Below are 20,248 nucleotides of genomic sequence, written 5' to 3' on the forward strand. Positions count from 1 at the left end.
AGGCGATGTCGGCACCGGCGACTTCGATGATCTTGCGGATCAGCGAGTAGCCGTTGGAGTGCGGGCCCGACGAAGGCAGTGCAATCAGTGCATCGCCAGCGGCGACCTTGGAGCCGTCGATGATCTCGGCCTTTTCCACCACGCCGACGCAGAAGCCGGCCAGGTCGTAGTCTTCGCCTTCGTACATGCCCGGCATTTCAGCGGTTTCACCGCCCACCAGCGAGCAACCGGCCAGTTCGCAGCCGGCACCGATACCGGTGACCACGTCAGCCGCGGTGTCGACATTGAGCTTGCCGGTGGCGTAGTAGTCGAGGAAGAACAGCGGCTCGGCGCCACACACCACCAGGTCGTTGACGCACATGGCGACCAGGTCCTGGCCGATGGTGTCGTGCTTGTTCAGGTTCAGCGCCAGGCGCAGCTTGGTGCCGACGCCGTCGGTGCCCGAGACCAGTACCGGCTGCTTGTAGCCTGCCGGGATTTCGCAGAGGGCGCCAAAGCCCCCCAGGCCGCCCATGACTTCCGGGCGCGCCGTGCGCTTGGCGACGCCTTTGATGCGTTCGACCAATGCTTCACCGGCGTCGATGTCTACACCGGCGTCCTTGTAGCTCAGGGAGGGTTGCTTGCTCATGATCCAGGCCTTTAGGGGGAGGGATTCGGGGGAATCGACCGTGACCTGCCAGGCACCGTGCAGGGTTTTCCTGCTGCCTGACCGTCGCCGGTCTGCGAAGGCGCGCGATTTTATCAGGGTTACCCCGTAGCGGCCATCCTCAGGCCGACGGGCAGGCCCTCAATCGTCATAAAAACATTGATTCGACACTGCGGCTGGTTGCCGCGCCGTGGGCTGTATAAGGTATAGGGAGCGAATTTTGACTGTGTGGCTGAATGTTTTGCCGGCAGTGATGGTCAGCGCCCCACGTTGGGCTGGCCGCGTTTTCCATTTACCTGGACAGGAATCCTCCATGCGTTTGCGTTCATACCTGGCCGTTGGCTGTCTTGCCCTGTTTGGTCTGAGTGCTCAGGCGCAAACCCTCAGTGGCTTGTATCAGGTGCGTGAGCCGGTCACAGGCCAGGGCACCGAAGCGCGTGCCGCGGCCACCCAGAATGCCTTGAGCACGCTGGTGGTGCGCCTTACCGGCGACCCCAAGGCGGCACAAAGCGCAGGCCTGGCGGCGTTGCGCAAAGATCCGCAACAAATCATCAGCCAGTTCGGCTTCGAGGCCGGCCCGCCCGAAACCGTGCTGGTCGAGTTCGACCCTGGCAGTACCGAGCGCGCCTTGCGCAAGGCCGGGCTGGCCCTGTGGGGCAGCAATCGCCCGGCGATCCTGGGGTGGTGGCTGAACGACAGCGTCGGCGGTTCGAGCCTGGTGGGCGATGGCCAGAGCAGCGCCGATCCGCTGCGCCGTGCCGCGCAGCACCGTGGGCTGCCCTTGCGCCTGCCGCTGGGCGACCTCCAGGAGCAACTGGTGGCGACGGCCGGCAACCTGGAAGGCACCGACCCTGCGCCGCTGCGCGAGGCCTCCGAGCGTTATGCTGCCGACGCGCTGCTGGCAGTGCATGCCACCGAGAGCGAGGGCAAATGGCAAGGCACGTGGCGCTTGTGGCTGGGCGAGCAGCGCGAGCAGGGCAAGGCCGAGGGTGCCGACCAGGCGGCGTTGGCCGATGCGGTCATGCTGGCCGTGAGCACGCGCCTGGCACCGCGCTTCGTCGCACGCCCGGGCGCCGGTGGCGACAATCAGGTGCAGGTACTGGGCATGACCCTGGAGCGCTATGCGCAGTTGGCGCAGTTGCTGGAGCCGCTGGGGGGGCACCTGAGCGCTGTCGACGGCGACACCCTGACCTACCAGGTCAGCGGCACGCCTGATCAGTTGCGTGCCCAACTGAGCCTGGGCACGTTGCAGGAAGTGCCGGTCGAAGCTGCTGCGCCTGCGCCGGTGGCAGCCGCCGAGCCCGGCGCCGCGGGCACGGCACAGGCGGTGCTTGCGGCACCGTTCAAAGGTTTGCGGTTTCGTTGGTAAGGAGTGTCAGTAGATGATGGATACACGCCGTTGGGTGTGGTTGGTGGTGGTGCTGGTGATCGGCACGCTGCTGTATTTTTTGCATGGGATTCTTTCACCATTCCTGGTCGGCATTCTGCTGGCGTACCTGGCCGACCCACTGGTCGACCGGCTGGAGCGCGCCGGCCTTTCACGAACCTGGGGGGTGGTGGCGGTATTTGCACTGTTCAGCCTGATATTCCTGGCGATGTTGCTGGTGCTGATACCGATGCTGGCCAAGCAGCTGGTACGCCTTTATGAGCTGGCGCCGCAGATGCTCGACTGGCTGCAGCACGTGGCGCTGCCCTGGGTGCAGGCGCGGCTGGGGTTGGCCGACGGGTTCTGGAAGTTCGACAAGATCAAGGCTGCCATCAGCGAGCACATGGGCCAGACCACCGACATCGTCGGCATCGTGCTGTCCCAGGCGACGGCCTCGGGCCTGGCGCTGATGGGCTGGCTGGCCAACCTGGTGCTGATCCCGGTGGTGGGTTTCTACCTGCTGCGCGACTGGGACCTGATGATGGCCAAGTTGCGCCGCCTGCTACCGCGTCAGCGCGAAGAGCAGGTGGTGACGCTGGCAGGCGAGTGTCATGAAGTGCTTGGCGCCTTTGTGCGTGGGCAGTTGCTGGTGATGCTGGCATTGGGCGTGATCTACGCTGCCGGCCTGATGCTGGTGGGCCTGGAACTGGGCCTGCTGATCGGCATCCTGGCGGGGCTGGCGGCCATCGTGCCGTACATGGGCTTCATCATCGGGATCGGCGCGGCGCTGGTGGCCGGCATGTTCCAGTTTGGTGGCGACCTGTACCCCATGCTCGGGATCGTCGCGGTGTTCATGATTGGCCAGGCGTTGGAAGGCATGGTACTGACGCCGATGCTGGTGGGCGACCGTATCGGCCTGCACCCGGTGGCGGTGATCTTCGCGATCCTGGCCGGCGGCGAGCTGTTCGGCTTCACCGGCGTACTGCTGGCATTGCCGGTGGCGGCGGTGATCATGGTGCTGCTGCGGCACATGCACGACCTGTATAAAGAGTCGGACATGTATGCTGGCGAAATAGACCCGGACCTATAAAGGACACGACGGCGTGATGCAACATGAAACGGACCACGCCTGTGCACTGGCCGGCGTGATGGATGCCTTGCCGTTGCTGGCGGATGATCTGGACGAGGACGAGGTGGCGGCGGCCCTGCAACAGCAGGGCTACTCGCGGCGCGATGCCGAAAAGCTCACGATGTTCGTGCCGTCGGCGTTTTCCTGGGTGGTGCTCAAGCGTCTGGGAATCGCTTCGCTGCCCAACCACTTCATTGCCTTTGACGAGGACGACAATGCCGTCAAGGTCCCTGTGATCGACCAGCATTACTTCACGGCGGCGCTGACCCTGGCCTATGAAACCTTCGAGCATGGCTGGAGCACAGCGCTGCCGCGCAGCACGTTCGAGCGGGTTGCCGGGCGCAGTGCCGAGATGGATGCGGTGAACAAGGCGCTGGAGTTCGAAGAGTCCGTCGAGGGCGCCACGATACAACCATTGCAGTTGTTCCGGCTGAGGGCAGGGGAGCTGCTGGAGGATTGACCCATGTTCGCCCACCGCACCGTGCGTGTCCTGCAAGCCTTTGATTTTGCTAACGCATTGTGCGGCTGGCGTGACGGGTATAAACTTTGCAGACTTTTCACAAAAGGCCCCTTGCGGTTCTTCGGGACTGCCCAGCCAGCATGAAACCGATCCAGTTGCCCCTGGGTGTGCGTCTGCGTGATGACGCCACCTTCATCAACTACTATCCGGGTGCCAACGCCGCCGCATTGGGCTACGTCGAGCGACTCTGCGAAGCCGACGCCGGCTGGACCGAAAGCCTGATCTACCTGTGGGGCAAGCAAGGCGTGGGGCGTACCCACCTGCTGCAGGCGGCGTGCCTGCGTTTCGAACAATTGGGTGAACCGGCGGTGTACCTGCCCCTGGCCCAGTTGCTTGATCGCGGTGTCGAGTTGCTCGACAACCTAGAACAGTACGAACTGGTCTGCCTGGATGACCTGCATGTGATTGCCGGCAAGCCAGACTGGGAAGAGGCCATGTTCCACCTCTTCAATCGCCTGCGCGACAGCGGCCGGCGCCTGCTGCTGGCCGCCTCCAGCTCCCCGCGTGAGCTGCCGATCAAGCTGGCCGACCTCAAGTCGCGGCTGACCCTGGCGCTGATTTTCCAGATGCGTGCGCTGTCGGACGAAGACAAGCTGCGTGCCTTGCAACTGCGCGCGTCGCGCCGTGGCCTGCACCTGACCGACGAGGTCGGGCACTTCATTCTTACCCGCGGTACCCGCAGCATGAGCGCGCTGTTCGACCTGCTCGAGCGCCTCGACCAGGCCTCGCTGCAAGCGCAGCGCAAGCTGACGATCCCATTTTTGAAAGAGACGTTGGGCTGGTAGGGCCGTCCCAGAGCCTCGGCACATAAAAGTCACATTTTTTTCGATTGAATTTGCAAATCGATCCGATAGAAGGCATAGTCTCGGCTTCATCAAATTCAGCCACGGTCGTGCCCATGCTAAATCGCTTCGCACCCCTCGTGCCCCTCGCACTTGTGACCCTGCTTTTCGGTTGCGCGACCACCGGTCCCGTCCACCAGCAGGCTCCAGCTCCTGTCACTGCCCAGTCTGTCGTCAAGCCTTCCACCGATGCGTCGGTGTTCGAAGAAGAGCTGGCCACCGATCAGGACCTGGAAGCATTCTCCTCCAGCAGCAAGCCTTACCAACTGCCAGCCCTGGCCGACAACATCCTCGAGCGTGGCATGTCCCTGATCGGTACCCGTTACCGTTTTGGCGGCACCTCCGAGAAGTCCGGTTTTGATTGCAGTGGTTTCATCGGCTATCTGTTCCGCGAAGAGGCCGGCATGAACCTGCCGCGCTCCACCCGCGAAATGATCAACGTGAAAGCCCCGCTGGTAGCCCGCAACAACCTCAAGCCAGGTGACCTGCTGTTCTTCAGCACCAATGGCCGCGGCCGCGTGAGCCACGCCGGCATCTACCTGGGCGACGACCAGTTCATTCACTCCAGCAGCCGCCGTAGCGGTGGCGTGCGCATCGACAACCTCGGTGACCGTTACTGGAGCAAGACCTTCATTGAAGCCAAGCGCGCGTTGGCCATGGCGCCGACCACGCTGTCGCGCAACTGAGCTTCACGCGTTTCCCCCGCACGGCGGCGTAGCTGAAAAGCTCGCCGCGTGCGTGTTTACAGAAAACGTCTAATCTAAATTCTCACCTATTTCCGGCTCAGGGTCGGGCGGCTTCAGACAGGATGTTCTGACGATGTCGATAATCGCGCGTGTTGCTGTACTTTCCCTGGTGGCACTGCTCGGTGCCTGCTCCAGCCATGCTCCGCGCCAGCCCAGGGTAGTGGAGCCGGCGGTGATGGCGCCCCAGGTGTATTTCTCGCCGGTGGCCGAGGACGTGCTGTTTCGCGCGTTGGGCCTGGTGGGCACGCCGTATCGCTGGGGTGGCAATACCCCGGATTCGGGCTTCGATTGCAGTGGGCTGATTGGCTACGTGTACCGTGACGCCGCAGGTATCGCCTTGCCGCGTTCGACCCGCGAGATGATCGGCATCCGTGCGCCGAACATCGACAAGGGCGCCCTGCAGTCGGGTGACCTGGTGTTCTTCGCCACCAATGGTGGCAGCCAGGTGAGCCATGCGGGCATCTATGTTGGCGAGGGGCGCTTCGTGCATGCACCGGCCACCGGTGGCACGGTGCGGCTGGATTACCTGTCCAACAGCTATTGGCAGAAGACCTACCTCAACGCCAAGCGCGTGTTGCAGCCGGCACACCTGGCGCGTACCCTGATTCGGCCTGCCAGGCGTGCTTGCCAGAGCCGGTGCTACTGCGCCTTGCTCACCCGCCAGATGGTGTTGCCCACATCATCCGCCACCAACACCCCGCCACGGGTGTCATTGACCACCCCCACCGGCCGCCCCATGGCCTTGCCGTCTTCATTGAGGAAACCGGTCAGCAGGTCGATCGGCTTGCCAGCGGGCATGCCCGCGCTGCTGAACGGCACGAAGATCACCTTGTAGCCACTGTGCGGCTTGCGGTTCCATGAACCATGCTGGCCGATCAGTGCGCCTTGCTCGAACGGCGGCGGCAGTACGCCAGGCTGCGCAAAGGTCAGCCCCAGTGAGGCGGTGTGCGGCCCTACGGCGTAGTCCGGGGCAATCGCACGGGCCACCCGTTGTGCATCCTGCGGCTGCACCCGCACGTCCACATGCTGCCCGTAGTAACTGTAGGGCCAGCCGTAGAAGCCGCCGTCTTTCACCGATGTGATGTAGTCGGGCACCAGGTCGCTGCCGATTTCGTCACGCTCGTTCACTGCCGTCCACAAGCGACCGCTGTGGGGCTCCCAGGCCATGCCATTGGGGTTGCGCAGACCGGTGGCGAACAGCCGCTGCTGGCCGCTGGCCGGGTCGACTTCCCAGATCGCGGCACGGCCTTTCTCCTGGTCCATGCCGTTTTCGCCCACGTTGCTGTTGGAGCCCACGGTCACGTACAGCTTCTTGCCGTCGGGGCTGGCAATCACGTTCTTGGTCCAGTGGTGGTTCAGCGTACCACCGGGCAGGTCGACTACCGGGCTGCCTGAGCCCTCGATCGAGGTCGCCCCGGGCGTGTATTTGAAACGTAGCAACCGATCGGTGTCGGCCACATAGAAGTCATTGCCTACCAACGCCATGCCGAAGGGCGAATTGAGCCCGGCAAGGAAGGTGGTGCGGGTTTCCGCCACCCCATCCTGATCGCTGTCGCGCAGCAGGGTGATGCGATTGGCACTGGGCACGCCGGCGCCTGCGCGGTCCATGACCTTGCCCATCACCCAGCCCTTGATGCCCTTGCCATCGTCGGGCTTGGGCGGGGCGTTGGTTTCGGCCACCAGCACATCGCCATTGGGCAGCACATACAGCCAGCGTGGGTGGTCGAGCTTGTCGGCAAAGGCGGCCACGCGAGTGCCAGGCGCCGCCTTGGGCGTCACGCCCGCCGGCCAGCCGACCGCCGGGGCGATGTTCAGCGTGGGGATCAGGGTCTTGTTCGGCTCGGGCAGTTGCGGCGAGGGGCCGGTGCCATCGGTGACCTCAAGGCGGGCGTTTTCGCCACAGGCCACAAGCCCGGTGGTAAGTGCCAGCAATACAGTAATGCGCAGAGTGCCCATGATCGGTGTTCCTCGCGAAGCGTGCCTGGATAGAAAGTAGAGACGGGCACGTCAGCGAGGTTCCATCGGGCCAGTACTCAGACCTGCTTGAGCAGCAAGGCAACACCGGGGTGATAACGCCCGACGTCGTCGTGCAGCTTGCGGTAACCATACGGGAACGACCAGGCGATGGCGCAGGCATTGTGCTTTTGCAGGTCGTCCACCAGGTCTTGCAGTTCTTCGGGGCTGGCATGCTGGCCGGCCTTGTACGGGCTGACGAACAGGGCGGCAACCTTGAGCTGACTGGCGTAGGCGATGTGTCGGGCCAGGGCCACGCTTTCCTGCAGCGCCTCGGCAAGGTCGAGCTTGCCAACCCGTGGCCAGCGCTGCGAAACCTGCAGGTAGGCTTTCTCTTCCTTGCTGGCGATCAGCATGTCGCAGTGCGCGTCACGTTCGCCTTCCTCGCGCTGCTTCTTGGTCTGCGCGCCTTGCAGGGTGACCAGTTCGGCCTGCCAGGCGGCCGCGCACAGTACCCCGAGGTTGGCCTGCGCGCTCTGCCAATAGGGGGCTTCGCCGTCGCCCAGGGTCTGGTTGAAGCGTTCCAGGCACTCGGCCCAGCGTTCCAGTGCCGGGCGCAGGAATTCCAGGCGGGCGTTGTTGATGATCAGACCTTGCATGCTGTGCTCCCTTGTTATTGTTGATCGAGACACGTCAGGGTGATGGCTATGTGATATCAATGCGACAAGTGTTGCACAAGATGACAGAAGTGCCATTGATCCAGGCCGCTTTGCAGCACCTTTGATTGACGCTCATGGCCCAACCCTCTAACCTTCGCGACGTGTTTCAGGTGCTCTGTGGCCAGCGTGTCGGCAGGGTGAAACAGGGAAGCCGGTGGGCGCGTACGGCGCGCGATTCCGGCGCTGCCCCCGCAACGGTAAATGAGTCGGGCTCACGCAATGCCACTGGGTGCCAAGCCCCGGGAAGGCGCGCGGGCCGGGTCCTTGCAGACCCCCTCATGAGCCCGGAGACCGGCCTGTCACAGTTCAACGGCATCGCGGAGGGTGATGCGCGGTTGTCTCGGCCTGAGGGTCGGGCCTGCGCGTTTTCCGTGTGCCATCGCCAACCTGCTGTCGCGCCGTGCCCTTGCGGCCGGTCCCGCGCCGACAGTCGCCCACGGAGCCTCCGATGACCGACACCACCGATCGCGACGAACGCCATCTGGCGCGCATGCTGCGCAAAAAAGCGGTAATCGACGAACGCATTGCCAATTCGCCCAACGAATGCGGTTTGCTGCTGGTGCTCAGCGGCAATGGCAAGGGCAAGAGCAGCTCGGCGTTCGGCATGCTCGCGCGGGCCATGGGCCACGACCTGCAGTGCGGCGTTGTGCAGTTCATCAAGGGCCGTAACAGCACCGGCGAAGAGCTGTTTTTCCGGCGTTTCCCCGAGCAGGTGCGCTACCACGTGATGGGCGAAGGCTTCACCTGGGAAACCCAGGACCGCCAGCGCGACATTGCCGCCGCCGAGGCCGCCTGGGCGGTGTCGCGCCAGATGCTGCAGGACCCGAGCATCAGCTTTGTGCTGCTCGATGAGCTGAACATCGCCCTCAAGCACGGTTACCTCGACCTCGACCGGGTGCTCGGCGACCTGCAGGCGCGCCCGCCGATGCAGCACGTGATCGTCACCGGCCGTGGCGCCAAGCCCGAGCTGATCGAGCTGGCCGATACCGTGACCGAGATGGGCATGGTCAAGCATGCCTTCCAGGCCGGCATCCGTGCCCAGAAGGGCGTGGAACTATGAGTGAAGCGCGTCATTGCCCGGCGGTGCTGATCGCAGCACCCGCGTCAGGCCAGGGCAAGACCACGGTGACGGCTGCGCTGGCACGCCTGCACCGCAACCAGGGGCGCAAGGTCCGGGTGTTCAAGTGTGGCCCGGACTTTCTCGACCCGATGATTCTGGAGCGTGCCAGCGGCGCGCCGGTGTACCAGCTCGACCTGTGGATGGTCGGTGCCCAGGAGAGCCGTCGCCTGCTGTGGGAAGCGGCGGGGGAGGCCGACCTGATCCTGATCGAAGGGGTCATGGGCCTGTTCGACGGCACGCCTTCCAGCGCCGACCTGGCCCGCCATTTCGGCGTGCCGGTACTGGCGGTGATCGACGGCACGGCCATGGCCCAGACCTTCGGCGCGCTGGCCCTGGGGCTGGCGCGCTATCAGCCGGACCTGCCGTTTGCCGGCGTGCTGGCCAACCGCGTGGGGTCGTTGCGTCACGCCCAGTTGCTTGAAGGCAGCCTTACCGAGGGCCTGCGCTGGTATGGCGGGCTGTCGCGTGAAACCGGCATCGAGCTGCCCAGCCGCCACCTTGGGCTGGTGCAGGCCAGCGAGCTGACCGACCTGGACCTGCGCCTGGACGCAGCGGCCACCGCGCTGGGCAACAGTTGCGAGTCGGCCTTGCCGCCAGCGGTGAGGTTCGAGGCGCCGCAACCCGAGCCGGTCGCGCCGTTGCTGGCCGGTGTACGCATTGCCGTGGCCCGTGACGAAGCGTTTGCGTTTACCTACGGCGCCAGCCTGGACCTGCTGCGCGGCATGGGCGCCGAGCTGAGCTTCTTCTCACCGATTTACGATACCGAACTGCCAGTGGCCGACAGCCTGTACCTGCCTGGCGGCTATCCTGAGCTGCACCATCACGCGCTGGCGGCCAATGTGCCGATGCTGACGGCAATCCGGGCCCACCATCAGGCGGGCAAGCCGCTGCTGGCCGAATGCGGCGGCATGCTCTACCTGCTCGATGCCCTGACCGACGTGGCGGGCGAGCGGGCTGAACTGGTCGGCCTGCTGGCTGGCGAAGCGGTGATGCAGAAACGCCTGGCAGCATTGGCCCTGCAGGCGGTCGAGCTGCCGGAAGGCACGCTGCGCGGGCATACCTATCACCACTCGCTGACCAGCACTGCACTCGAACCCATTGCCCGTGGGCAGAGCCCCAACGGTGGGCGCGGTGCCGAGGCGGTCTACCGCTGCGGGCGACTGACGGCGTCGTATGTGCACTTCTACTTCCCCTCCAACCCTGCGGCGCTGGCGGCGTTGCTGGCACCATGAGCGACCAGGCATTCAGTGACGCCGAGCGCGCGGCGGTCTACCGCGCCATTGGCGAACGGCGTGACATGCGCCATTTCAGCGGCGGTGAGGTAGCCCCCGAGCTGCTCGCGCGCCTGCTGCAGGCCGCGCACCAGGCGCCCAGCGTGGGCCTGATGCAGCCCTGGCGGTTTATCCGCATTACCCGGCGCGACCTGCGCCAGCGTATCCAGGCGCTGGTGGAGGACGAACGTGTGCGTACCGCGCAGGCGCTCGGGCAGCGTTCGGATGACTTCATGAAACTCAAGGTCGAAGGCATCAACGATTGCGCCGAAGTGCTGGTAGCGGCGCTGATGGACGACCGCGAGCCGCACATTTTCGGCCGCCGCACCCTGCCCGAGATGGACCTGGCCTCGTTGTCCTGCGCCATCCAGAACCTGTGGCTGGCCGCCCGTGCCGAAGGCCTGGGCATGGGCTGGGTATCACTCTTCGAGCCCCGCGCCCTGGCTGATCTGCTGGGCATGCCGGCCGGCGCCAAGCCGCTGGCGATCCTGTGCCTGGGCCCGGTCGAGGCGTTCTACGAGGCACCGATGCTGGTGCTCGAAGGCTGGGCCACGGCGCAACCGTTGAGCCAGATGCTGTACGAAAACCATTGGGGAGAGCGTTGATGAGTGTGGCTTTGCTGAGCGTGGCCGGGGTGGCGCTGGATGCGCTGCTGGGTGAGCCACGCCGCGCGCATCCGCTGGTTGCCTTCGGCCGGTATGCCGGGCGCCTGGAGCAGCGTTTCAATGCCAGCGGCCGCGGTTGGCGCAGTCATGGCGTCACCGCCTGGTTCCTGGCGGTGGTGCCACTGACCCTGCTGGCGACCCTGTTGTCCTGGCTGCCCTATATCGGCTGGCTGGTGGAGATCCTGGCGCTGTATTGCGCCTTGGGCCTGCGCAGCCTGGGCGAGCATGTACGCCCCGTGGCCGAGGCCTTGCGCGGCGGTAACCTGGACGAAGCGCGCCGCCGCGTCGGCTACCTGGTAAGCCGCGAAACCCGCGAGCTGGACGACACCGCGGTGGCCCGCGCCGCCACCGAATCGGTGCTGGAGAACGGCAGCGACGCGGTCTTCGCTGCCCTGTTCTGGTTTGCCGTGGCCGGTGCGCCGGGTGTGGTGCTGTATCGCCTGAGCAATACCCTGGACGCCATGTGGGGCTACCGCAACGAGCGCTTCGAGCGTTTTGGCTGGGCGGCTGCACGGATCGATGATCTGCTTAACTACCTTCCGGCGCGGCTGGTGGCACTGACCTACGCGTTGCTCGGCAAGACGCGGCTGGCGCTCGGTTGCTGGCGCCGCCAGGCCCCGCTGTGGGACAGTCCCAATGCGGGCCCGGTGATGGCGGCCGGGGCCGGTGCGCTGGGCGTGGCGCTGGGTGGCGCGGCGGTGTATCACGGTGAACTGCCGAACGCCCGCAACTGGGCGAAGGTCCGCCGGCCGATGCCGACCGCCATCGAGCGCGGCTGGCAACTGGTGTGCAAGGGGGTATGGCTGTGGTTGCTGGTGATGTGCGTGGGGGCTGAGTTCTATGCTTGAGCATGGTGGTCGTTTGCAGCGGGCGGTGCTGGACTATGGCATTGCCGTGCAGGACTGGGTCGACCTCTCCAGCGGTATCGCGCCCTGGCCGTTCCCGGTGCCTGAGGTTGCGCTACGTGCCTGGGCACGCCTGCCCGAGACCGACGATGGCCTGGAACAGGCTGCCTGTGACTATTACGGCGTGCCGCAACTGCTGCCCGTGGCCGGTTCGCAGGCGGCGATCCAGGCGCTGCCGCGCCTGCGCCGCAGCGGCAAGGTCGGCGTACTGTCGCCGTGCTATGCCGAGCATGCCGAAGGCTGGCGCCGTGCCGGGCACCGCGTGCGTGAAGTCAGCGAGGCCGAGGTGGAGTTCTTCCTCGACAGCCTCGACGTGCTGGTGGTGGTCAACCCCAACAACCCCACCGGGCGCTCGTCAGCCCCGAACGCCTGCTCGACTGGCATGCGCGCCTGGCCCGGCGTGGCGGCTGGCTGGTGGTGGACGAAGCGTTCATGGACAACACCCCCGAACACAGCATTGCGCGTGATACCTGGCGCAACGGGCTGATCGTGCTGCGCTCGTTCGGCAAGTTCTTCGGCCTGGCCGGGGTCCGCCTGGGCTTTGTGCTGGCCGAACGGCAACTGCTGCAACTGCTGGCCGAGCAACTGGGGCCGTGGACGATTGCCGGCCCTACCCGGGTGCTGGGCCAGGCTTGCCTGCTGGACAGCCTGGCCCAGCAGCAACAGATCGCCCGTTGTGCCCAGGCCAGCGCGCGTCTGGCCCAGGTACTGACGCACGCCGGGTTGGCCCCGGCAGGTGGCTGCGAGCTGTTCCAGTACCTGGTGCTGGAGCAGGCCGCGCAGTTGCATGCATTCATGGCGCGACGCGGCATCCTGCTGCGCCTGTTCGCCCATCTCGGCAGCCTGCGTCTTGGCCTGCCGGCCACTGATGCCGACTGGCAACGCCTGGTGCAGGCGCTGGACGACTACCGCAAGGAACAGCCATGACCACCCTGATGGTGCAAGGCACCACCTCCGATGCCGGCAAGAGCACCCTGGTGACCGCCCTGTGCCGCTGGCTTGTGCGCCAGGGCGTCGGCGTGGTGCCGTTCAAGCCGCAGAACATGGCCCTCAACAGTGCGGTGACCGCCGATGGCGGCGAGATCGGCCGGGCCCAGGCAGTACAGGCCCAGGCGGCCGGGCTGGCGCCGCATACCGACATGAACCCGGTACTGCTCAAACCCAACAGCGACACCGGTGCGCAGGTCATCGTGCACGGGCGTGCGGTCACCAGCATGAACGCGGTGGCCTACCACGACTACAAGGCCATCGCCATGCAGGCGGTACTGGCCTCGCACCAGCGCCTGAGCGCCGCCTACCCGGTGGTGATGGTCGAAGGCGCCGGCTCGCCTGCCGAGATCAACCTGCGTGCTGGCGATATCGCCAACATGGGGTTTGCCGAAGCGGTGGACTGCCCGGTAATCCTGATTGCCGATATCAACCGCGGCGGTGTGTTCGCCCATCTGGTCGGTACCCTCGAACTGCTGTCGCCGAGCGAGCAGGCACGGGTGCAGGGGTTTGTCATCAACCGCTTTCGCGGTGACATCGGCTTGCTCCAGCCGGGGCTCGACTGGCTCGAGGCGCGCACCGGCAAGCCCGTGCTTGGGGTGCTGCCCTATGTGATGGACCTGCACCTGGAAGCCGAGGACGGCCTGGACCAACGCCAGGGCGAGAAGGCTGCACAGGTGCTCAAGGTGATCGTGCCGGTGTTGCCGCGCCTCAGTAACCACACCGATTTCGATCCGCTGCGCCTGCACCCGCAGGTCGACTTGCAGTTCATTGGTCCGGGCCAGGCAATCCCGCCGGCCGACCTGATCATCCTGCCCGGCTCCAAAAGCGTGCGCAGCGACCTGGCGCACCTGCGCGAGCGGGGCTGGGAGGCGGCGATCGCGCGTCACCTGCGCTATGGCGGCAAGCTGCTGGGTATCTGCGGCGGCTTGCAGATGCTCGGCACCCAGGTTGACGACCCGCTGGGGCTGGAAGGGCCGGCGGGCAGCAGTGCGGGGCTGGGCTGGCTCGACTATCGCACCCAGCTGGAAGCCGAGAAGCAACTGCGCAACGTCAGCGGCACGCTGCAACTGGAGCAGGCTGCCATCAGCGGCTACGAGATCCATGCCGGGGTCAGCCGTGGGCCGGCGCTGCAACAGCCGGCGGTGCACCTGGCCGATGGGCGCTGCGACGGCGCGATCAGCGCCGACGGGCAGATCCTGGCGACCTATCTGCATGGCCTGTTCGAATCGCCTCATTCCTGCGCGGCGCTGTTGCGCTGGGCGGGCCTGAACGATGTCGAGCAGGTCGACTATCACGCCTTGCGTGAACTGGATATAGAGCGCCTGGCCGACCTGGTGGAACAGCACCTCGATGGCGGCCGGCTGCGTCAACTGTGCGGGCTCGACTGACATGCTCAACCTGATCCTCGGCGGTGCCCGCTCGGGCAAGAGCCGCCTGGCTGAACAACTCGCCAGTGACAGCACGCTGGCGGTGACCTACATCGCCACCAGCGCGCCGCTAGACGCTGAAATGAATGCCCGTGTGCAATTGCACGCGCGCGCCGACCGGCCGAATGGGCGCTGATCGAAGAGCCGCTGGCGCTGGCGCGGGTGCTGCGCGAAAACGCTGCGGCCGAGCGCTGCCTGCTGGTGGACTGCCTGACGTTGTGGCTGACCAACCTGCTGATGCTGGAGGACGACGCGCGTCTGGGCGCCGAGCGTGACGCGCTGCTGGCGTGCCTGGCGGAACTGCCCGGCGAAATTATCCTGGTCAGCAACGAGAGCGGCCTGGGCGTGGTGCCCATGGGCGAGCTGACCCGTCGTTACGTCGATGAAGCCGGCTGGCTGCATCAGGCGATTGCCGAGCGTTGCCAGCACGTCGTGCTGACCGTTGCCGGCCTGCCACTTACGCTTAAAGGAGCGCGAATATGAGCAATACCTGGTGGCTGGACGCCTGTCGCAGCATCGATCACAGCGTGCGTGCGCAAGCGCTGGCGCGTCAGCAGGAACTGACCAAGCCGGCCGGTTCGCTGGGCCGGCTGGAGCAGGTGGCGGTCGAGCTGGCTGGCTTGCAGGGCCAGCTCAAGCCCAGCGTGCAACAGGTGTGGATCGCGATTTTCGCCGGTGATCACGGGGTGGTTGCCGAGGGGGTGTCGGCCTACCCGCAAGTGGTCACGCGTCAGATGCTGCAGAACTTTGTCGGCGGCGGTGCCGCCATCAGCGTGCTGGCCCGCCAGTTGGACGCGCAGTTGGAAGTGATCGACCTGGGCACGGTCGACCTGGACCTGGCACTTGCCGGTGTCCGCCATGTGCGCATCGGGCCGGGCACTGCCAACTTTGCCATCGCGCCGGCGATGACCGCCGAGCAGGGACAGCGGGCGCTGCAGGCCGGACGCGAAAGCGTGTTGCGCGCGCGCGATGCGGGCGCGCGCCTGTTCATCGGCGGCGAAATGGGGATTGGCAACACGGCGGCTGCCAGTGCACTGGCCAGCGTAGTGCTCAAGTGCCCGGCCAGCGACCTGACCGGCCCAGGCACCGGGCTGGGCGTGGCCGGGGTCGAACACAAGACCCGCGTGATCGAGCGTGCGTTGCTCACTCATGCGGCCCTGGCCGATGATCCGCTGCAACAGCTGCTGTGCTTTGGCGGTTTTGAAGTGGCGGCGCTGGTGGGGGGCTACCTGGCCTGTGCCCAGCAAGGCATCGTGGTGCTGGTGGATGGTTTCATCTGTACGGTTGCAGCACTGGTCGCGGTGCGCATCAACCCAGGCTGCCGTGCTTGGTTGCTGTTCGGGCACCGGGGGGCGGAGCCTGGGCATCGACGGGTGCTCGACGCCTTGCAGGCGCAGCCGTTGCTGGAGCTCGGGCTGCGCCTGGGCGAGGGCAGCGGTGCGGCGCTGGCGGTGCCGCTGTTGCGCCTGGCGTGCGAGCTGCATGGGCAGATGGCGACGTTTGCCGAAGCCCTGGTGGCGGACCGTTCTGCATGATCGTCGACCTGCTGCGCCATGGCGAGACCGAACGGGGTGGCGGCCTGCGTGGCAGCCTTGACGACGCATTGACCGAGCTGGGTTGGGCACAGATGCGTGCGGCGGTGGGCGAGGCCGGGCCGTGGGATCGGCTGGTGAGTTCGCCATTGCAGCGTTGCGCACGTTTTGCCGAAGAACTGGCGGCTCGGCTGGGGTTGCCGTTGCAGCGCGAGGCGGATCTGCAGGAGCTGCACTTTGGTGCCTGGGAAGGGCGCAGCGCAGCCGACCTGATGCTCACCGATGAGCAGGGGCTGGGGCAGTTCTGGGCCGATCCGTACGCGTTCACGCCGCCGGATGGCGAGCCGGTGCTGCACTTTGCCGAGCGTGTGCACAAGGCGATGGCGCGGCTCTGCCGGGTGCATGCTGGCGAGCGCGTATTGATCGTGACCCATGGCGGCGTGATGCGTCTGCTGCTGGCGCAGGCACGTGGTCTGCCACGTGAGCAACTGCTGCAGGTAGCGGTCGGGCATGCTGCCATGCACCGCCTGCAGTACGAGGCCGATGGCCGTTTTGTGGAAGCCGGCTGATGTTGCCTTTCTGGATTGCCTTGCAGTTTCTCAGCAGCTTGCCGGTGCGCCTGGCGGGCCTGCCGGCGCCGCAGCAGATGGGCCGCTCACTGCTGTTCTATCCGCTGGTGGGGCTGCTGTTCGGTGGCGTGCTGTGGGGCTTGAACCTGGTGTTGGCGGGCAGCGCGCTGCTGTTGCATACGGCGTTGCTGCTGTGCGCGTGGGTATGGCTAAGCGGTGCGTTGCACCTGGATGGGCTGGCTGACAGCGCTGATGCCTGGCTGGGCGGTTTTGGCGATCGTGAGCGCACCCTGACCATCATGAAGGACCCACGCAGCGGGCCGATTGCGGTGGTGACCCTGGTGCTGGTGCTGCTGCTCAAGTTCTGTGCCTTGCTGGCGCTGATACAGAGTGGTCAGGCGCTGGGCCTGCTGCTGGCGCCGGTGCTTGGGCGCGCGGCAATGCTGGGGTTGTTTCTGTGCACGCCATATGTGCGCGCCGGTGGCTTGGGGCAGGCGCTGGCGCAGCATCTGCCGCGGGGGCCTGCCAAGGGCGTGCTCGCCGTGACCGCGCTGGGCTGCGTGTTGGTGGCGGGATCGAGTGCGCTGGTTGCACTCGCGGTGGCGCTGGCAGTATTCGTCGGGTTGCGCAGCATCATGCTCAAGCGCTTGGGCGGCACGACCGGCGATACGGCTGGTGCATTGCTGGAGTTGCTCGAGGTGGCGGTGCTGGTGGGGCTGGCGCTGTGATGTGCGGATTCTGCCCTTCGGCCACACAAAATGTGTATGGCGTTGTAGCGACTTGTAATGAAAACCCGGCGCTATGCCCTCCTGATCGCGACTAGTCTTGCCCCCTTTCCTCATCAGGGTGCAATCCATGCGACCTCTTTTTCTTGCGTCTCTCCTGCTGTTGTCCAGCCCGGCCCAGGCCGCCGACCTGATCGATTTCTGGGACACCCCGCAACGCGGTGGCAACAGTTTCAATCGTCTGCCGCCCGACCAGGCTTACTTTCAGGCCCTGCATGACTACGGTGCAGGCTGGGTGCGTTTGTCCTACGACAAGTGGAAACCGGCGCAGCGTGATTTCCTGCTCGGCACTGCCGACGGCTACCAGGGGCTGGTCGCCAGCGACCTGGCCACGCTCAAGGCCACGCTCGACCGCGCCCACGCCGCTGGCCTCAAGGTGGTGGTCACGCCATTGTCCCTGCCTGGCATGCGCTGGTCTCAGAACAACGCTGGCCAGTTCGACGATCGCCTGTGGCAAGACAACGCCTACTGGGATCAGTCAGCGGCGTTCTGGCGTGACCTGGCGCAGGCGTTGAAGGATCACCCGGCCGTAGCCGCCTACAACCTGATCAACGAGCCGGCACCGGAGCAGCAGGGTGGGCTGGCCGAGCATGCCGACGCCGAGCAGATGCAGCGTTGGTATGCCCGGCACCGGGGCAGTGCGCGTGACCTGCCGGCGCTGTACCGCCAGCTTGTCGCCGCTGTGCGCGAGGTCGACCCGCATACCCCGATCATGCTCGATGCCGGCTGGTACGCGGCCGCCGACAGCTTTGACTACTGGCCCCAGGCGCTGGCCGACCAACGCCTGCTGTACAGCTTCCACATGTACGAGCCGTATGCCGCCACCAGTGCCGGCAACCTCGGCCGCGCAACACCCTATGCGTACCCTGGGCCTGTACCGTTCGCAGCGGGCGTGCGCGAATGGGACAGCGAGGTGGTGCAGCGCTACCTGCAGCGCCCGATCGACTGGGCGCACGCGCGTGGCATCCCGAGCAATCGGCTGGTGGCGGGCGAGTTCGGTTGCATGCGCCGCTGGGCCGGTTGCCCGCGTTACCTGGAGGACGTGGTGAGCACGCTGGAGCAGGCGCAGTTGCATTGGGCCTTCTACAGTTTTCGCGAAGACAGCTGGGACGGCATGGACTACGAACTGGGCCAGGCCAAGGTGCCCTGGGCGTATTGGCAAGCCATCGACAAGGGCCTGCCAGACCCGCTCAAGCGCAAGCCTTACAGCCTCGCAGAACCGATTCGTGCGCGCCTCGCCGTTGGCAATGCCAGCCACTGAACACTTGCATCCAGCGTATTACGGGTATATACACGTATCCATGTTGAACAGTCCTTGCATCTGCACTCACTTGCGTCGCGCTGCCCGAGGGGTGAGCCGGCACTATGACGAGGCCCTTGAGCGCTTCGGCATCAATGTCGCGCAGTTTTCCTTGCTGCGGCACCTGCAGCGTCTCGACAAGCCGAGCATCTCGACCCTGGCCGACGCCATGGGCCTGGATCGCAGTACGTTGGGGCGCAACCTGCGCGTGCTGGAGGCGCAGGGCCTGGTGGCACTTGCCGAAGGCAGCGACCTGCGCAATCGCCTGGTGCTGCTGACCGAGCAGGGCAGGGCGCGCCTGAGTGCCGCCACCCCTGCCTGGGAGCAGGCCCAGGAGTCGTTGGTGGCAGACCTGGGCGAAGCTCAGCGAGATGAGCTGGTGCGGTTGCTGGAGCGATTGGCCTGAGCAGCTGGCGAGTATAAGCGGGTATATACCTGTATAACCTTGGTGCGGTGCGGGAGAACAATAATGACATCGGTATGGCGCACGAGTGGTTGGGTGCTTCTGGGCGCGGCGCTGATCCTGGCGGTGTCGCTGGGCGTTCGGCATGGCTTCGGCCTGTTCCTTGCGCCCATGAGCGCAGACTTTGGCTGGGGCCGTGAAGTGTTCGCGTTCGCCATCGCCTTGCAGAACCTGATCTGGGGCCTGGCCCAGCCGTTTGCCGGGGCGCTTGCCGATCGCCTGGGCGCCGCCAGGGTGGTCATTGTCGGCGGTATCCTCTACGCCGCGGGCCTGGCCCTGATGGGCATGGCCGACTCGCCCCTGTCGCTGTCGCTCAGCGCAGGGCTGCTGATCGGCATCGGCCTGTCGGGCACCTCGTTCTCGGTGATCCTGGGCGTGGTCGGGCGCGCCGTGCCTGCCGAAAAACGCAGCATGGCCATGGGCATCGCCAGCGCCGCAGGGTCGTTCGGCCAGTTCGCGATGCTGCCCGGCACACTTGGCCTGATCGGCTGGCTGGGCTGGTCGGCGGCGTTGCTGGTACTCGGCCTGCTGGTGGCCTTCATCGTGCCGCTGGTAAGCATGCTGCGCGACAACCCGCTGCCCACCCAGGGCCATGAACAGACCTTGCTCGAAGCCCTGCGCGAAGCCTGCTCGCATTCCGGGTTCTGGTTGCTGGCACTGGGCTTTTTCGTGTGCGGTTTCCAGGTGGTGTTCATCGGCGTGCACCTGCCGGCCTATCTGGTCGACCAGCACTTGCCGGCCGCCATCGGCACCACGGTGCTGGCGTTGGTGGGGCTGTTCAATATCGTGGGTACCTACACCGCTGGCTGGCTTGGCGGGCGCATGTCAAAACCACGCTTGCTGACGGCACTGTATCTGCTGCGGGCGGTGGTGATCGTGCTGTTCCTGTGGGCGCCGGTGACCCAGTTCAGTGCCTACCTGTTCGGCATTGCGATGGGCCTGCTGTGGTTGTCGACCGTGCCCTTGACCAACGGCACGGTGGCCACCCTGTTCGGGGTGCGCAACCTGTCCATGCTTGGCGGCATCGTGTTCCTGTTTCATCAGCTGGGTGCGTTTCTCGGCGGCTGGCTGGGCGGCGTGGTCTATGACCGTACCGGCAGCTATGATCTGGTCTGGCAGATCTCGATTCTGCTCAGCCTGCTGGCGGCAGCGCTCAATTGGCCGGTGCGTGAGCGGCCGGTGGCGCGGCTGCAGGCCCAGGCGGGCGCCGCATGGACCCGGCGCCTGGCCGGGCTGGTGGCTGCGCTGCTGGGTACTGGGGCTGATCTGGTGGGGCTGGCAGCAGGGTGGCCTGGCGCTG

At 65.8% G+C, this 20,248-nt stretch carries 18 protein-coding genes, 4 pseudogenes and 1 riboswitch; of the genes and pseudogenes, 19 read left to right on the top strand and 3 right to left on the bottom strand.

What is annotated here, in order from left to right; all coding sequences use genetic code 11:
• On the bottom strand, positions 1–631 hold a 631-nt coding region (purM, locus tag G3436_RS08195), incomplete at its 3' end, for a phosphoribosylformylglycinamidine cyclo-ligase (RefSeq protein WP_163943471.1).
• 328 nt (positions 632–959) lie between these two features.
• Here purM and G3436_RS08200 point away from each other — a divergent pair.
• The 6 genes and pseudogenes from G3436_RS08200 to G3436_RS08225 form a co-directional block, all read left to right on the top strand.
• Entirely contained in the window at positions 960–2,015 is a 1,056-nt protein-coding gene (locus tag G3436_RS08200; RefSeq protein ID WP_163943428.1) for a DUF2066 domain-containing protein, read from the top strand.
• 13 nt (positions 2,016–2,028) lie between these two features.
• Entirely contained in the window at positions 2,029–3,102 is a 1,074-nt protein-coding gene (locus tag G3436_RS08205; RefSeq protein WP_163943431.1) for an AI-2E family transporter, read from the top strand.
• 16 nt (positions 3,103–3,118) lie between these two features.
• Positions 3,119–3,601, top strand: a complete 483-nt coding sequence (locus G3436_RS08210; RefSeq protein ID WP_163943434.1) for a hypothetical protein — start codon at positions 3,119–3,121, stop codon at positions 3,599–3,601.
• 140 nt (positions 3,602–3,741) lie between these two features.
• Positions 3,742–4,446: a DnaA regulatory inactivator Hda gene (hda, locus tag G3436_RS08215; RefSeq protein WP_043862546.1), complete on the top strand. Its 705-nt coding sequence runs from the start codon at positions 3,742–3,744 to the stop codon at positions 4,444–4,446.
• A 113-nt stretch (positions 4,447–4,559) separates the two neighbouring features.
• Positions 4,560–5,189, top strand: a complete 630-nt coding sequence (locus tag G3436_RS08220) for a C40 family peptidase (protein ID WP_163943437.1) — start codon at positions 4,560–4,562, stop codon at positions 5,187–5,189.
• A 133-nt stretch (positions 5,190–5,322) separates the two neighbouring features.
• A pseudogene (locus G3436_RS08225) lies at positions 5,323–5,847 on the top strand (C40 family peptidase); the annotation flags it as partial.
• A 41-nt stretch (positions 5,848–5,888) separates the two neighbouring features.
• On the opposite strand, the gene G3436_RS08230 reads toward G3436_RS08225, so the two are convergent.
• Complete coding sequence (locus tag G3436_RS08230; RefSeq protein ID WP_163943440.1) at positions 5,889–7,205, bottom strand: PQQ-dependent sugar dehydrogenase; 1,317 nt, start codon at positions 7,203–7,205, stop codon at positions 5,889–5,891.
• Between the two features lie 77 nt (positions 7,206–7,282).
• On the bottom strand, positions 7,283–7,861 hold the full coding sequence (locus G3436_RS08235; RefSeq protein WP_163943444.1) for a hypothetical protein: 579 nt from the start codon (positions 7,859–7,861) through the stop codon (positions 7,283–7,285).
• Positions 7,862–8,012: 151 nt separating this feature from the next.
• Positions 8,013–8,235, top strand: a riboswitch (cobalamin riboswitch).
• A 134-nt stretch (positions 8,236–8,369) separates the two neighbouring features.
• Here G3436_RS08235 and cobO point away from each other — a divergent pair.
• The 13 genes and pseudogenes from cobO to G3436_RS08300 form a co-directional block, all read left to right on the top strand.
• The gene (gene cobO, locus G3436_RS08240; protein WP_163943446.1) at positions 8,370–8,981 is read left to right on the top strand and encodes a cob(I)yrinic acid a,c-diamide adenosyltransferase; all 612 of its coding nucleotides are present in this window, start codon (positions 8,370–8,372) and stop codon (positions 8,979–8,981) included.
• Positions 8,978–10,273, top strand: coding sequence for a cobyrinic acid a,c-diamide synthase CobB (locus tag G3436_RS08245; protein WP_163943449.1), 1,296 nt, complete (start codon positions 8,978–8,980; stop codon positions 10,271–10,273). The genes cobO and G3436_RS08245 overlap by 4 nt, the downstream gene beginning before the upstream one ends.
• On the top strand, positions 10,270–10,917 hold the full coding sequence (gene bluB, locus G3436_RS08250) for a 5,6-dimethylbenzimidazole synthase (RefSeq protein ID WP_163943451.1): 648 nt from the start codon (positions 10,270–10,272) through the stop codon (positions 10,915–10,917). Before G3436_RS08245 ends, bluB begins: the two co-directional genes overlap by 4 nt.
• Positions 10,917–11,825 carry an adenosylcobinamide-phosphate synthase CbiB gene (cbiB, locus tag G3436_RS08255; RefSeq protein WP_178116371.1) on the top strand — a complete coding sequence of 303 codons (909 nt, stop codon included), beginning with the start codon at positions 10,917–10,919 and terminating at the stop codon, positions 11,823–11,825. Before bluB ends, cbiB begins: the two co-directional genes overlap by 1 nt.
• Positions 11,818–12,809, top strand: a pseudogene (gene cobD, locus G3436_RS08260) (threonine-phosphate decarboxylase CobD). The gene cbiB and the pseudogene cobD overlap by 8 nt, the downstream one beginning before the upstream one ends.
• On the top strand, positions 12,806–14,260 hold the full coding sequence (locus G3436_RS08265) for a cobyric acid synthase (RefSeq protein ID WP_163943454.1): 1,455 nt from the start codon (positions 12,806–12,808) through the stop codon (positions 14,258–14,260). The pseudogene cobD and the gene G3436_RS08265 overlap by 4 nt, the downstream one beginning before the upstream one ends.
• Before the next feature lies 1 nt (position 14,261).
• Positions 14,262–14,782 (top strand): annotated as a pseudogene (gene cobU / locus G3436_RS08270) (bifunctional adenosylcobinamide kinase/adenosylcobinamide-phosphate guanylyltransferase).
• Positions 14,779–15,834: a nicotinate-nucleotide--dimethylbenzimidazole phosphoribosyltransferase gene (gene cobT, locus G3436_RS08275; protein WP_163943456.1), complete on the top strand. Its 1,056-nt coding sequence runs from the start codon at positions 14,779–14,781 to the stop codon at positions 15,832–15,834. Before cobU ends, cobT begins: the two are co-directional and overlap by 4 nt.
• Entirely contained in the window at positions 15,831–16,400 is a 570-nt protein-coding gene (gene cobC / locus G3436_RS08280; RefSeq protein ID WP_163943460.1) for an alpha-ribazole phosphatase family protein, read from the top strand. The genes cobT and cobC overlap by 4 nt, the downstream gene beginning before the upstream one ends.
• Positions 16,400–17,128, top strand: coding sequence for an adenosylcobinamide-GDP ribazoletransferase (locus tag G3436_RS08285; protein ID WP_163943463.1), 729 nt, complete (start codon positions 16,400–16,402; stop codon positions 17,126–17,128). The genes cobC and G3436_RS08285 overlap by 1 nt, the downstream gene beginning before the upstream one ends.
• A 127-nt stretch (positions 17,129–17,255) precedes the next feature.
• Complete coding sequence (locus G3436_RS08290; protein ID WP_163943466.1) at positions 17,256–18,446, top strand: glycoside hydrolase family 5 protein; 1,191 nt, start codon at positions 17,256–17,258, stop codon at positions 18,444–18,446.
• A gap of 40 nt (positions 18,447–18,486) precedes the next feature.
• Positions 18,487–18,891 (top strand): MarR family winged helix-turn-helix transcriptional regulator, encoded by a 405-nt coding sequence (locus tag G3436_RS08295; RefSeq protein WP_163943469.1) that lies wholly within the window; start codon positions 18,487–18,489, stop codon positions 18,889–18,891.
• A gap of 63 nt (positions 18,892–18,954) precedes the next feature.
• A pseudogene (locus tag G3436_RS08300) lies at positions 18,955–20,160 on the top strand (MFS transporter); the annotation flags it as partial.
• Positions 20,161–20,248: the final 88 nt, after the last annotated feature.

Origin of the sequence: Pseudomonas brassicae, from assembly GCF_010671725.1 — a bacterium.
GTDB classification, from domain to species: Bacteria; Pseudomonadota; Gammaproteobacteria; order Pseudomonadales; family Pseudomonadaceae; genus Aquipseudomonas; species Aquipseudomonas brassicae.